The sequence below is a fragment of the Rhodococcus sp. BE178 genome, from assembly GCF_050433545.1.
In the GTDB taxonomy this organism is placed as follows: domain Bacteria; phylum Actinomycetota; class Actinomycetes; order Mycobacteriales; family Mycobacteriaceae; genus Prescottella.
Genome location: NZ_JBNPXA010000006.1, coordinates 203,633 through 215,871 on the forward strand (window position 1 = coordinate 203,633; position 12,239 = coordinate 215,871).

At 68.4% G+C, this 12,239-nt stretch carries 13 protein-coding genes and 1 pseudogene; 4 read left to right on the forward strand and 10 right to left on the reverse strand.

Annotation, left to right across the window (positions count from 1 at the left end; translation table 11 throughout):
• The first annotated feature begins 12 nt into the window (after window positions 1-12).
• Window positions 13-1,344, forward strand: a complete 1,332-nt coding sequence (locus tag J2X34_RS13800; protein ID WP_114722943.1) for a cryptochrome/photolyase family protein — start codon at window positions 13-15, stop codon at window positions 1,342-1,344.
• An 89-nt stretch (window positions 1,345-1,433) separates the two neighbouring features.
• The gene (locus J2X34_RS13805) at window positions 1,434-2,630 is read left to right on the forward strand and encodes an NADH:flavin oxidoreductase (RefSeq protein WP_429517789.1); all 1,197 of its coding nucleotides are present in this window, start codon (window positions 1,434-1,436) and stop codon (window positions 2,628-2,630) included.
• Between the two features lie 16 nt (window positions 2,631-2,646).
• Here the strand turns inward: J2X34_RS13805 and J2X34_RS13810 are convergent, their stop codons facing one another.
• The 3 genes and pseudogenes from J2X34_RS13810 to J2X34_RS13820 all read right to left on the reverse strand — a co-directional run.
• Window positions 2,647-3,483: a hypothetical protein gene (locus J2X34_RS13810; RefSeq protein ID WP_429517791.1), complete on the reverse strand. Its 837-nt coding sequence runs from the start codon at window positions 3,481-3,483 to the stop codon at window positions 2,647-2,649.
• 238 nt (window positions 3,484-3,721) lie between these two features.
• Window positions 3,722-5,635, reverse strand: a complete 1,914-nt coding sequence (locus J2X34_RS13815) for a propionyl-CoA synthetase (RefSeq protein ID WP_114722945.1) — start codon at window positions 5,633-5,635, stop codon at window positions 3,722-3,724.
• A gap of 213 nt (window positions 5,636-5,848) precedes the next feature.
• A pseudogene (locus tag J2X34_RS13820) lies at window positions 5,849-6,580 on the reverse strand (DNA alkylation repair protein); the annotation flags it as partial.
• On the opposite strand from J2X34_RS13820, the gene J2X34_RS13825 reads away from it, so the two are divergent.
• Window positions 6,570-7,247: a GOLPH3/VPS74 family protein gene (locus J2X34_RS13825; protein ID WP_429517793.1), complete on the forward strand. Its 678-nt coding sequence runs from the start codon at window positions 6,570-6,572 to the stop codon at window positions 7,245-7,247. The pseudogene J2X34_RS13820 and the gene J2X34_RS13825 overlap by 11 nt on opposite strands.
• 125 nt (window positions 7,248-7,372) lie before the next feature.
• On the opposite strand, the gene J2X34_RS13830 is transcribed toward J2X34_RS13825, so the two are convergent.
• From J2X34_RS13830 to J2X34_RS13850, 5 genes are all read right to left on the reverse strand, one after another.
• Window positions 7,373-8,431: an aldo/keto reductase gene (locus J2X34_RS13830; protein ID WP_429517795.1), complete on the reverse strand. Its 1,059-nt coding sequence runs from the start codon at window positions 8,429-8,431 to the stop codon at window positions 7,373-7,375.
• Window positions 8,428-8,862 carry a MerR family transcriptional regulator gene (locus J2X34_RS13835; protein WP_114722948.1) on the reverse strand — a complete coding sequence of 145 codons (435 nt, stop codon included), beginning with the start codon at window positions 8,860-8,862 and terminating at the stop codon, window positions 8,428-8,430. The genes J2X34_RS13830 and J2X34_RS13835 overlap by 4 nt, the downstream gene beginning before the upstream one ends.
• Window positions 8,859-9,407 (reverse strand): cysteine hydrolase family protein, encoded by a 549-nt coding sequence (locus tag J2X34_RS13840; RefSeq protein ID WP_429517798.1) that lies wholly within the window; start codon window positions 9,405-9,407, stop codon window positions 8,859-8,861. Before J2X34_RS13840 ends, J2X34_RS13835 begins: the two co-directional genes overlap by 4 nt.
• A gap of 110 nt (window positions 9,408-9,517) precedes the next feature.
• Window positions 9,518-10,522 (reverse strand): NADP-dependent oxidoreductase, encoded by a 1,005-nt coding sequence (locus J2X34_RS13845; protein ID WP_114722950.1) that lies wholly within the window; start codon window positions 10,520-10,522, stop codon window positions 9,518-9,520.
• Window positions 10,523-10,551: 29 nt separating this feature from the next.
• Window positions 10,552-10,938 (reverse strand): DUF1304 domain-containing protein, encoded by a 387-nt coding sequence (locus J2X34_RS13850; RefSeq protein ID WP_114722951.1) that lies wholly within the window; start codon window positions 10,936-10,938, stop codon window positions 10,552-10,554.
• Window positions 10,939-11,017: 79 nt separating this feature from the next.
• Here J2X34_RS13850 and J2X34_RS13855 point away from each other — a divergent pair, with 79 nt between their 5' ends.
• The gene (locus tag J2X34_RS13855; RefSeq protein ID WP_114723015.1) at window positions 11,018-11,614 is read left to right on the forward strand and encodes a TetR/AcrR family transcriptional regulator; all 597 of its coding nucleotides are present in this window, start codon (window positions 11,018-11,020) and stop codon (window positions 11,612-11,614) included.
• Window positions 11,615-11,688: 74 nt separating this feature from the next.
• Here J2X34_RS13855 and J2X34_RS13860 read toward each other — a convergent pair whose 3' ends face one another.
• Window positions 11,689-11,853, reverse strand: coding sequence for a hypothetical protein (locus J2X34_RS13860; RefSeq protein WP_181818849.1), 165 nt, complete (start codon window positions 11,851-11,853; stop codon window positions 11,689-11,691).
• An 18-nt stretch (window positions 11,854-11,871) separates the two neighbouring features.
• The gene (locus J2X34_RS13865; protein ID WP_114722952.1) at window positions 11,872-12,234 is read right to left on the reverse strand and encodes an SAM-dependent methyltransferase; all 363 of its coding nucleotides are present in this window, start codon (window positions 12,232-12,234) and stop codon (window positions 11,872-11,874) included.
• Between the last annotated feature and the right edge of the window lie 5 nt (window positions 12,235-12,239).

The following is a 12,239-nucleotide window of genomic DNA, read 5'->3' on the forward strand; positions in this document are numbered from 1 at the left end:
GGAGAGGACGACGTGGCCGAGTCTCTTGTGTGGTTTCGGCGCGATCTGCGACTGGCGGACCTGCCGACGTTGAGTTCGGCGGGGGAGCGGGCGTTGGGGTTGTTCGTCCTCGACGACCGGCTGCTCGGTCCGTCCGGCGGTCCCCGTCGAGACTTCCTGTGCCGCAGCCTCGTCGCGCTCGACGAGCGGATGGACGGGCGTCTGCTGGTGATGCGCGGCGATCCTGCCGAGGTGGTCCCTCGGGTCGCGAAAGCCGTTGGTGCGCGGGAGGTGCACGTCAGCGCCGACTACGGGCCGTACGGACGGGAGCGCGACGCGGCGGTGGCCGAGCAGGTCGAGTTGGTGGCCACGGGCTCGCCGTACGCGATCGCGCCGGGCCGGGTGACCAAGGACGACGGCACCCCGTACAAGGTGTTCACGCCGTGGTTCAAGCGGTGGCTCGACCACGGCTGGCGCGGGCCCGCGCAGACCGGCGTGGACACCGTCGCGTGGATCGACCCGGATGACGTTGGCGGGCTGCGTGATCGAGTGGCGATTCCGGCACCGTCGGAGCCGGGCCTCGAGGCGGGCGAGAGCGCGGCACTGACGCGGTGGCGGGAGTTCTGCGACGACGACCTGATCCGCTACGACCACGAACGCGACCGCCCGGACCTCGACACCACCAGCCGGATGTCGGTGTACCTCAAGTTCGGCAACATCCACCCGCGCACCATGCTCGCGGATCTGGCGCGCCGGCGCAGTCGCGGCGCCGAGCAGTACCGGCGCCAGCTCGCGTGGCGAGACTTCTACGCGGACATCCTGTTCCAGCGTCCCGACAGCGCACGCCGCAACTACGACCGCAGGTTCGATGTGATCCGGCAGGACGCCGGACTCGACGCCGACGCCTTGTTCGATGCGTGGTGCGCGGGCCGCACCGGGTACCCGATCGTCGACGCCGGCATGCGGCAGTTGGCCGTCGAGGGGTGGATGCACAACCGGGTGCGGATGATCGTGGCGTCGTTCCTCGTCAAGGACCTGCACCTGCCCTGGTGGCGCGGCGCGCGGTACTTCATGCAGCAGTTGGTGGACGGCGATCTGGCGTCGAATCAGCACGGCTGGCAGTGGACCGCCGGGTCCGGCACCGACGCGGCCCCGTACTTCCGGGTGTTCAACCCGATCAGCCAGGGCGAGAAGTTCGATCCGACGGGCGAGTACGTGCGGCGGTGGGTGCCCGAACTGCGCGGCGTCGAGGGCAAGGCGGTGCACGCGTTGAAGGCCGGGCGCCCCGACGACTATCCCGGCCAGGTCGTCGACCACGCCGAGGAGCGGCGCGAGGCGCTGGCGCGCTACGGCGAACTGGGCTGATCGCCCGGGTGTCCCACTGGGTGGACACCCCCACTTTCGAGACCGCTGGCTGCGGTATAGCCTCGGCCCGCCCCTCGACGGAAGGTTTCATGGTGTCCCAGATCGCTCCTCCTGACGTGTTCGCGCCGGCCAAGCTGGGCCCGATCACGCTGCGCAACCGCATCATCAAGTCGGCGACGTTCGAGGGACGGACGCCGCAAGCACTGGTCACGGACGAGCTGATCGAGTTCCATCGCCAGCCGGCCGCGGGCGGTGTCGGCATGACCACCGTCGCGTACTGCGCCGTGCAGCCCGAGGGGCGCACCGAACGCGGGCAGCTGTGGATGCGTCCCGAGGTGGTGCCGGGACTACGCAGGCTGACCGACGCCATCCACGCCGAGGGCGCCGCGGCGTCCGCGCAGATCGGGCACGCCGGTCCGGTCGCGAACGAGAAGTCCAACCGGCTGCCGGCGCTGGCACCGTCGACGTCGTTCAACCCCATGAGCATGAAGAAGATCCACGCCGCGACCGCCGCCGACATCGCACGGATCACCCAGGCGCACGCCGACGCCGCCGAGTTCGCGATCGAGGGCGGCTTCGACGCCGTCGAGATCCATTTCGGCCACAACTACTTCGCGAGTTCGTTCCTGAGCCCCAAGCTGAACAAGCGCAAGGACAACTACGGCGGATCGCTCGAGAACCGGGCGCGGATCGTGCTGGAGACTGCGCGTGCCGTACGCGAGGCCGTCGGTGACCGGATCGCGATCCTCGCCAAGCTCAACATGGACGACGGCGTGCCCGGCGGCTTCTGGGTGGACGAGGCGATCCAGGTGGCCCAGTGGCTCGAGGCCGACGGCAGCCTCGACGCCCTCGAACTCACCATGGGCAGTTCGCTGCTGAACCCGATGTACCTGTTCAAGGGCGACGCCCCGGTCCGCGACTTCGCCAACGCGATGCCGCAGCCGATCAAGCTCGGCGTGCAGATGGTCGGCAAGGCGTTCATCAAGACCTACCCGTACGAGCCGCTGTTCATGCTCGAGGAGGCCCGGCAGATCCGGGCTGCGGTGAAGATGCCGCTGGTGCTGCTGGGCGGCGTGACCGACAAGGCCGGCATGGACACCGCGATGGCCGAGGGCTTCGAGTTCGTCGCGATGGCCCGCGCGCTGCTGCGGGAGCCGGACCTGATCAACCGCATCGAGGCCGAGTCGCGCACCCGGTCGCTGTGCATCCACTGCAACAAGTGCATGCCGACGATCTTCTCGGGTGCTCGCTGCGTCCTGGTCGATCCGGTGCCCGTCCGCCGCTAGCGTGCCGGGCGAGCCGTCAGATGCACGCCCACGCGTACTCGACGGCCGCCCGGACGTCGGTGGCCCACTCGCTCCAGACGGACTCGTGTGTCAGCAGGTCGGCCACGGAACACAACGCGTCGGTGGCCTCGCGCACGATCTCGAGCACAAGATGGAACTGGTAGCCGCCGACGGTGGCCAGGTGGACGTAGTCGGTGGCGTGCGGCGACGCGTGCAGCGACTGCACATCCAGCGGGCCGCCGTCACGCGCGGTGGCGGCGCCCAGTTCGACGAGTTCGACCAGCGCGGCGACCGGTGCGTGCGGACCGGGCAGTGGCAGCGGATCGGTTTCCGTCGCAACAAGCTCCGCGGACACCAAGGCGGCCGGGAGGTCCAGGTCGACGTTCTCGGACGCCGCCGCGGTGAGCCGGCCACGGGCGCGCGCCGATGCGGCCGCGAGCTGCGCCGCCACCCGCTCGCCCGCGGATGATTCCAGCGCAGCCAGGATGCGGAGTCGTTCGGCGGCCGACCCGAGCAGTGTCCACACGGTCGTCATGCGTCCGGCCTCGAACGGTGCGACGGCGTCGAGCAGCGTGTTCAGGATCTCGTCGTACTGGGCGATCGACGCGATCAAACGTATGCCCGGTCCGTCGGCCCAGTCGGGATCGGTGGACCGCTCCTTGCGTTCCGACTCGCGGAGGGCGTTGAGGTCCCGCTCCAGGCACGCCTGGACCGTCGCGACGAATTCGCGCAGCAGGGCACCCTGGTTCGACAGCTCCACGCCCTCGGTGTCGTGCAGGAAATGGCGCCGCGGGCTGTTCGCGACGAGATCACGCAGGAGGGCGTGGACGGACGGCGTGGCGACTGCGGACAATTCTCCCCCTCGGGCAAATGCGAATCGGTGGCGTCGAATCGAGGATCGGGTGAAACCCTGTTCGTAAACCTACCGTGATCGTACCGTGATGGTCAAGGATGCCGCACGTCCTGACCTGCGGGTTTGGGTGATTGAACTTATATGTCGTTTGGTCGAATTGATTCGACTGGTCCCATTTATCCGAAATAGGAAAAGCTCCGCACCTTGCGGTGCGGAGCCTTTCCGTCGACGGTGGTTGCTAGCCGCGCAGCAGCTTCTCGAGCTCCTCGAGGACCGAGGGATCCTCGATCGTGGACGGCACGGTGTACTCGGCGTTGTCGGCGATCTGGCGCATCGTCTTGCGCAGGATCTTGCCGGAGCGGGTCTTCGGCAGCGCCTGCACGACGGTGACGTCGCGGAACGTGGCGACGGCGCCGATCTGCTCGCGCACCATCGCGACCAGTTCCTTGCGCAGCACCTCGTCGTCGATCTCCACACCCGCCTTGAGTACGACGTAGCCGCTGGGGCGCTGGCCCTTGAGCTCGTCGTGGATGCCGATGACGGCGCACTCGGCAACCGCCGGGTGCCCGGCGACCACGGCCTCCATGCTGCCCGTCGAAAGCCGGTGCCCGGCAACGTTGATGACGTCGTCGCTGCGGCCGAGGACGAAGACATAGCCGTCCTCGTCGATGTAGCCGGAGTCGCCCGTGAGGTAGTACCCGTCGAACGTCGACAGGTACGACTTCACGTACCGGTCCTCGTCGCGCCACAGCCCGGCCAGGGTGCCCGGGGGCAGCGGCAGGGCGATCACGATGTTGCCCTCGGTGCCGGCCGAGACGGGGGCGCCCTCGCCGTCGACGATGCCCACCCGGTAGCCGGGGACGGGCACGGTGGGGGAGCCGGCCTTGATCGGCATCGGTTCCAGCCCACGCATGTTCGCGCAGATCGCCCAGCCGGTCTCGGTCTGCCACCAGTGGTCGATCACCGGGACACCGAGCTTCTCGGTGGCCCACACGTACGTGTCGGGGTCGAGGCGCTCGCCGGCCGCGAACAGCGTCGTCATCGACGAGATGTCGTACTTGGCAAGCTCGTTCGCATCCGGGTCGGCCTTGCGGATGGCGCGGATCGCGGTGGGGGCAGTGAACAGCGCGGAGACGTTGTGCTCCTGGACGACTCGCCAGAACGCGCCGGCGTCGGGCGTGCCGACGGGCTTGCCCTCGTACATCACCGTGGTCGCACCCGCGAGCAGCGGCGCGTAGACGATGTAGGAGTGGCCCACGACCCAGCCGACGTCGGACGCGGTCCACATGACCTGGCCGGGACCGATGTCGTAGATGTTGCGCATCGACCACGTCAGCGCGACGGCGTGACCACCGTTGTCCCGGACGACGCCCTTGGGCTTTCCGGTGGTGCCGGAGGTGTAGAGGATGTACAGCGGGTCCGTGGCCGCAACGGAGACCGGCGCGGCATCGGTTGCGTCGGCGGCAAGTTCGTCCCAGTCGAACCACGCCGCGCCGCGGTCGCGGTAGTCGGCGGCCGAGCCGGGGATCGTCTCGCGGTTCTTGACGATGACGGTGTGCGGCGGGTGCGCCGACATCCCCAGCGCCTGATCGACCATCGGCAGGTACTCGATGGTGCGGCCGGGTTCGAGGCCGCCCGAGGCGGTGACCAGCACGACGGGCTGGGCGTCGTCGATGCGGGTGGCGAGCTCCTTCGCGGCGAAGCCGCCGAACACGACCGAGTGGACGGCGCCGATGCGCGCGCACGCCAGCATCGCGATCGCGGCCTCGGGGATCATCGGCATGTAGATGATGACGCGGTCGCCGGCGACGACACCCTGCTCGGCGAGCACACCCGCGAAGCGCGCGACCTCCGCCAGCAGTTCGGCATAGGTGTACGTGCGCTGGGCCGGAACCATGGCCGAGTCGTAGATCAGAGCGGCCTGGTCGCCGCGGCCGTCGCGCACGTGCCGGTCGAGCGCGTTGAAGCACGTGTTGAGGGCGGCGTCCGGGAACCAGCGGTACGCGGGCGCGTTCGAGTCGTCGAGGGCACGGGTCGGCGCGGCGTCCCACTCGACGGTGTCGGCGGCGGCGAGCCAGAACTTCTCCGGCTGCTCCACGCTCTGGCGGAAGGCCTCGGCGTACGCGCCTGTTGCGTGCTCGGCTGGGCTCATCGATTCGTGTCCTCTCGGTAACTGACCACGCATCTGTGATGCACACAACACATTATTCGACCGGTGGTCGTTCGACGTGTCGGTCCGCCCTCCGTGGGTTCGGCGTGCGCCGGACGGTGGGGAACGGTCGGTGAACGGCATGGACGGTTGTCCGAGTCGCCGTCGGCGCAGGCTCCGGTAGTGCGCGCGCAGGTCGGTGTCGAGATGCTCGGTCGCGTAGCTCAGCGCGGTCGCGCCCATGGCGGCGGCGTGCTCGTCGAGGAATCCGGTGAGCAGGACGCGGTCCACCCGCTTGCCCACCTCCCGCAACATCCACCCGGTCGCCTTCTGCGTCAGGTCGCGCCGATCCCCGAGGACGCGGGCCGCCAGCGCGAGGGTGGTCGACGCGTCACCGTTGCGGATGAATCCGAACGTCGTCAGCAGCGCAACCCGGCGGCGCCACAGGTCCTCGTCGGTTCCCAGCTCGAAGACGAGATCGCGAGGACGGTCGTACAGCCAGTCGCCGAGGATGTACGGGGCGGACTGGTCCACCAGGTCCCAGTTGTTCACCCGTCCCCGTCGGACCGCCGCGAGATAGCTGTCCGCGATCCGTCCCCGCGCGGCGTCGTCCCGCGTGCGAACCGCGCTCGCCCGGCCGAACTGTTCGACCAGGATCAGCAGGCCCGCGAGGCGGTGCTCGTGGACGGGGGAGTCGAGCAGGACGTCGACCTCGGTGAGCGGGAGTGCGGCGAACTGCTTCGCGAGCTTGCGGATCGCGGGCACCCGCACCCCGATGAAGACGTCGCCCTCGCCGTACTCACCGGGGCCGGTCTTGAAGAACCGCTGGAGGTGCTGCGCGTCGCCCGCGTCGGCGTTCTCGGCCAGCGCGTCGGCCACCTGGGAGACATCGGGCATGGTCGGACCCTGCCACATCCGGGATCCGTACGGTGGAGCCATGACGCTCATCGCCGAAGATCTGCTGCTGTTGCTGCTCGACGACGAGTCCGGCACCCCGCTCGTGGACGGCACGAAACTGCCCCGCGTGCTCGCCGGCGCCGTGCTGCTCGAGCTCGCCCTCGACGGCTACGTCACGCCCGCCGAGGCGGGGGAGGACGTCAAGAAGGGTCGCCTGGCCGTGCGACTCGACGGGACCCCCGACGATCCGATCCTCGCTCGCACCCTCGACGTGATCCGCGATGCCGGCCGGCCGATGAAGCCCGAGACCGTGATCGAGAAGCTCGACGCCGAACTGCGGATCGCGGTGTTCGAGCGGGTGATCGGCCGCGGCTGGGTTCGCGAGAGCCGCCGCAAGGTTCTCGGGATCTTCCCCACGAAGACATGGCCGCCGGTCGACGAGAGCCACGAGCGTGCGGTCCGGGACCAGCTGTCCGGCGTTCTGATCGAGGGCCTGGACCCCGGTCCCCGCACCGCCGCGCTGGTCTCGTTGCTGTCCGCCGTCGACGCCGCGGCCAAGTCGTTCCCCGACGCCGATCGCAAGGCGATCCGCAAGCGTGCCAAGGATATTGCGGACGGCGAATGGGCGGGAGCCGCGGTGCGCAAGGCCGTCGACGCGATCAACACCGCCGTCATGGTGGCCGTCATCGTGCCGGCGGCCATGATCGGCAGTTCCTGACCCCTGTCGGCCGAATGTCACACGCGTTCAGTTGGGCTGAACGCGTGTGACATTCGGTCAACGGGGTTCAGCTACTGAACAACGACAGCGCCACCCCGTTGATGTTCGCGACGGGGACGTTCAGATCACTCTCGTCCAGCCGAAATCCACTGCGGTCCATTGAAGGTGAGATTTCTGCCGCCTGCGGCCATGTCGGCCGCACCGGCGAGGCGCGTCAGCTGTTCGTCGGACAGCGATATCGACAGCGACGCGGCATTCTCGTCGATCCGTGTCGCTCGCCGAGTTCCTGGGATCGGTACGACGGGTATCCCCATCCGCGTGCCGCGGGAGTAGAGCCAGGCCAGGGCAGTCTGCGCCGGCGTTGCGTCAATCTCGTCGGCGATCGACCGGACGATGGTGACGACCGCTTGGTTCGCCTCGAAGTTCTGATCGAATCGCGGCTGTCCGGCGCGCATGGAGTTCGCGACGGACTCCCTCGTCAGCGTGCCGGTGAGAAATCCCCGACCCAGCGGAGAGTACGGAACGAATCCCGCCCCGACCTCGATCGCCGCAGGTACCACGTGCCGTTCCACATCACGCGACCAGACGCTCCACTCGCTCTGAACTGCGGCCACCGGATGTACAGCCGCCGCTGCGCGTAACTCGTCGCCGGTCACTTCCGACAGACCGATGTGTCGAATCTTGCCGTCGCGGACGAGTTCGGCCATAGCGCCGACCGTTTCCTCGATCGGTCGGTCGAGTTCGCAGCGGTGCATGTAGTACAGGTCGATGACATCGGTTCCCAGCCGCCGCAGCGACGCTTCGCAAGCCGACTTCACGTAGTCGCGATCGCCACGGATCGAGTTGCCGCCCGCGCTGCCCCCGACCGTGCCGGTGATTCCGAACTTCGTCGCCAGCCGCACCTCGTCGCGCCGGTGCCGCAGCACTTCTGCGATGAGTTCCTCGTTGGTTCCGGCGGGCCCCTCGGCCCCCGGGCGGGGTTCACCGTACACATCGGCCGTGTCGATGAAGGAGATCCCGATGTCGATGGCGTGGTTGATGGTTTGCAGGGCTTCTGCCGGATCCGACCGGCCGTAGACATGGCTGAATGCCATGGCTCCGAGGCCCATTCGGCTAACGGAGAGACCATCACCGAGTTCCACGGTTGATACGACATCAGGATTGGTGGGGGAGTGTTCTGTCATGCCGGTTGACCTTGTCTCTCGCGGATGGAGGTATCGGTAATCGGGGTGTCGTCGCAGTCGAGGCCGTCCGCTATGAGTCCGCGGTAATGGCGGATCTTGTCGTCGACGGCAGCGAGGTCCTCGCGCAGCTCGGCGAGCTGACTCGCCACTCGCGCGCGGTGTTCCTCCAGCAACGCCATGCGCCGGCCGTGACTCGCGGCCCCCTCTCCGTACATCGCGAGGAACCGGCGGACCTCCGCCACCGGCATGCCCGTGCGTTTGAGCCGGACGATGAGCTGGATGATCCGAATGGATGCATCGTCGTATCGGCGTCGTCCGTCGGTGCCACGCGCAACGCGTGGAATGAGACCCTCGCGCTCGTACCAGCGAAGCGTGTCCTGCGTGAGACCTGTGACCTCTGCTACAGATGCGATTCCCAGTGAAGCGGTCATGATTGCGACGCTAGGCGCTGGAGTGCACTCCAACGCAAAGTTTGCCGATCTCGTATCACCGTTATCCCGGCCTCGGCGAGGCTGTCGAGGGCACGCTCGTGTGCTTCGGTCGAGGTTCCTGCGCATGCGTCCGCGACGACACTCGTGCGGTACCCGCGCCGATGGGCGGCGCGCGCGGCGAGTTCGACACCGTGATCTGTCGCGATCCCCGTGACCACGACTTGGGTGATGCCGAGAAGTTCGAGGTTCGTGTCGACATCCGGGTTGTCGAACACATCGCGGTGATACTTGCTGAGAACGATGTCGCCGGCGGCCGGAGTCAGTTCGGGATGGAACGATGCCCCGTACCCGGCAGGGTCTGCGCGCAAGGTGTCTGCCGCGTCGAGGCTCAGGTACCGGGTGCAGAAGACCCGAGCGCCCGCACGTCGGAGTTCGGCGCGGACCGAGGCGGCCCGGTGGACCGCCGAGCCGCCCGCCACGGATTCGATGATCCAGTGCTGGAAGTCGATCTCCAGGAGCGCGGTGGGCGGGAGGATTGGGTGCATACCCGGACACTAGAAGCTGGAGTGGACTCCAGCACAACCGATTACGTCCGGGTCCGTGAGTGACCATCCTCCGTTCGACCGCTCCTGCGCGTGCGATCGGGGCCGGATGCCTAGATCTTCACCAACATCTTCCCGATGTTTGCGCCGCGCATGAGCTGGAGGAAGGCGTCGACGGAGTTGTCGATGCCGTCGACGACGGTCTCCTCGAACACCACGTCGCCGGATGCCAGCCAGGGGCCCATCTTGGCGGCGAACTCGGGGAAGAAGTGGGTGTAGTTGCCGAGCGTGAAGCCCTGCAGGGTCAGTCCGCGGGTGATGATGTTGGCCATGTTGTCGGGACCGGGGGTGCGCTCGGTCGCGTTGTAGGCCGCAATGGCGCCGCACAGCGCGGCCCGGCCGCCGCCCCGCATCACGTCGAGGGCGGCCTCGAGGTGGTCGCCGCCGACGTTGTCGAAGTAGACGTCGATGCCGTCCCCGGCGATCTCTCGCAGCTGGTCCCGCACGGGCGCCTGCTTGTAGTCGAACGCCGCGCTGTATCCGTAGCGGTCGGTGAGCAGCTCCACCTTCTCGGCGGTCCCCGCGGAACCGATCACCCGGGCGGCGCCCTCGAGTCGGGCGATCTGCCCGGCGGCCGTGCCCACGGCGCCCGCGGCGCCGGAGATGAACACGGACTCGCCCGGCTTCAGGTGGGCGATGTGCATCAGCCCGACGTATGCGGTCAATCCGGTCAGCCCGAGGATGCCGAGGTACGCGGAGACCGGAACCCCCGGAATCTCCTCCACGACACGGAAGCTCGCGGCATCACCCTGGGCGACGTCGCGCCAGCCGAAATCGTGCACGACGACGGATCCGACGGGGTGGGCGGGCGACGTCGACTCGACGATCCGGCCCACCGCGCCACCGGTCATCGTCTCGCCCAGGGCGAACGGCGGCACGTACGACTTCACATCGTTCATCCGGCCGCGCATGTACGGATCGACGGAGAGGAACTCGTTGGCCACCCGCACCTGGTTGGGAGCGAGGTCGGGCAGTTCGACGGTCACAGTCCGGAAGTTGTCGGGCGTGGGCCATCCCGTCGGGCGGGCGGTGAGCTGGATCTGGGTGCTGGTCGACATGGGTCTGTCCCTTCGGGGGTGTGCGGGGTTCAGAGGATCAGTCCGAGCGTGAGGAGAACGACGGCGAGGAGGGGGAGGGTGCCCTGTGTGATCGCCGCCCGGGCCTTGTCCGGCGACGACAGCAGCAGCACGAGCGCCGCGAGGAACATGGATCCGGTTCCGGCGAACACGAGTGCCGATCCGACCGCGGTCGCGCCGATCAGCACGCCGACGATGCCGGCGGCCGTGACGATCGCCAGGAACAGGTTGTAGAAGCCCTGATTGAAGGCGAGTTCCTTGGTCGCGACGGCCTCCTCGGCGCTGGTGCCGAACGTCGCGCGGGTGCGCGGGGCGGTCCAGCGCATGGATTCGAGGAAGAAGATGTAGACGTGCAGCGCGCCGGCGAGTGCGGCGAGAATCAGTCCCGCGACGACCATGGTCACTCCTCCTTATTTTGAACTGATCGTTTCAATATATACTGCAATGGTCGTTCCATAACGAGAAGTGGGGGTCGTCATGCCGCGGACGCAGGAGTTCGACACCGACACGGTGGTCGGTCGGGCACGGGACCTCTTCTGGGACAGGGGGTTCGGGGAGACGTCCGTTCCGGACCTCGAGCGGGCCACGGGCTTGAATCGGTCGAGCCTGTACAACGCCTTCGGTAGCAAGCGCGGTCTGTTCGACGCCGCCGTGCAGGACTACCTGGACCGCGTCGTGCGCCCGCGACTGCGGATCCTCACCGACGAGCCCACCGCCCCGGACGCCGCGACGCGGTACTACTGCGGTGTCGTCGAGGCGCTCGAATCCCTGCCCGACGACTACCCGGGCCGCGGCTGCCTGCTCCTCAACAGCGCCGCCGGCTTCGCCGCGCACGACGACGCCCAGCGGGCGGTGGTCGACGCCTACCGATCGGAGTTGGCCGCGGCGCTGGCCCACGCGCTGCGCGCCCTCGACCCCGGCACCCCGGCCGACCGGATCGTGCATCGCACCCGACTCCTGACGTCGCTGTCGATCAGTGCGCTCCTGCTCTCCCGCGTCAATCGGGACGAGGCCGCGGCCCTCGCACGGACCGCACTGGACCAGTTGGCGGAGTGGTCCGCGGCACGGAGCTAGTGGAACCGTCCCGTCGTCACTTCCTGGTGGCCGAGACCATCCACCGTCGGCGGGACCGTTCGAACGGAGCAGCTTCAGCCACTCCTCGCGGCTGAGGGGCTGTCCTGGAAGATCGGCGCATCGTCCATCACCGACGCGAAGTCGACGGTGGTGACGGTGGCCCCGAGCGCGCTGCCCCCGGCGGAGAGATCACCGACACGGGTCATCAGTGCGTCGACGTCCTCGTCCGTGAGATACATCAGCAGGCCCTCGAGGACCTACGCGGTCGGGACGTCGTCGCGGAATCCGGCGTCGTGGAGGGCGGCGGGCCAGCCGTCGCGCAGGTCGATCGGGATCGGCACCCGGGTCGCATTCTCGTTCGGCGCGGCGTCGCTCACGACCGAGGCCTTGAACTCGAGCATGTCCGCGGTGTCGAGTTCGTAGACGGTCACGGGCGCCGGCCAGCGCAGCCGGAAGGCCTGTGTGTCGAGCCCGGCGCCGAGAAACACCAGCGGACCGCAGCCGCCGGCGACGGACTCGATCACGAAGTCGTCGAACAGCCGGTCCTCGCGCTGGCTCTCCAGCGCTCTCGCCGCGGCGACGAACACCGCCGTCGCGCCGAGGCCTCGAGGTTGATTCATGGTGT

Bases quoted from the DNA above. Each gene is read 5' to 3' on its own strand.
- J2X34_RS13860 (WP_181818849.1), bottom strand. From the start codon at position 11,853: ATGTATCTCACGGACGAGGACGTCGACGCACTGATGACCCGTGTCGGT.
- J2X34_RS13840 (WP_429517798.1), bottom strand. From the start codon at position 9,407: ATGCACCCAATCCTCCCGCCCACCGCGCTCCTGGAGATCGACTTCCAG.
- J2X34_RS13830 (WP_429517795.1), bottom strand. From the start codon at position 8,431: ATGACAGAACACTCCCCCACCAATCCTGATGTCGTATCAACCGTGGAA.
- J2X34_RS13855 (WP_114723015.1), top strand. From the start codon at position 11,018: ATGCCGCGGACGCAGGAGTTCGACACCGACACGGTGGTCGGTCGGGCA.
- J2X34_RS13850 (WP_114722951.1), bottom strand. From the start codon at position 10,938: ATGGTCGTCGCGGGACTGATTCTCGCCGCACTCGCCGGCGCGCTGCAC.
- J2X34_RS13865 (WP_114722952.1), bottom strand. From the start codon at position 12,234: ATGAATCAACCTCGAGGCCTCGGCGCGACGGCGGTGTTCGTCGCCGCG.
- J2X34_RS13835 (WP_114722948.1), bottom strand. From the start codon at position 8,862: ATGACCGCTTCACTGGGAATCGCATCTGTAGCAGAGGTCACAGGTCTC.
- J2X34_RS13805 (WP_429517789.1), top strand. From the start codon at position 1,434: ATGGTGTCCCAGATCGCTCCTCCTGACGTGTTCGCGCCGGCCAAGCTG.
- J2X34_RS13825 (WP_429517793.1), top strand. From the start codon at position 6,570: ATGACGCTCATCGCCGAAGATCTGCTGCTGTTGCTGCTCGACGACGAG.
- J2X34_RS13815 (WP_114722945.1), bottom strand. From the start codon at position 5,635: ATGAGCCCAGCCGAGCACGCAACAGGCGCGTACGCCGAGGCCTTCCGC.
- J2X34_RS13845 (WP_114722950.1), bottom strand. From the start codon at position 10,522: ATGTCGACCAGCACCCAGATCCAGCTCACCGCCCGCCCGACGGGATGG.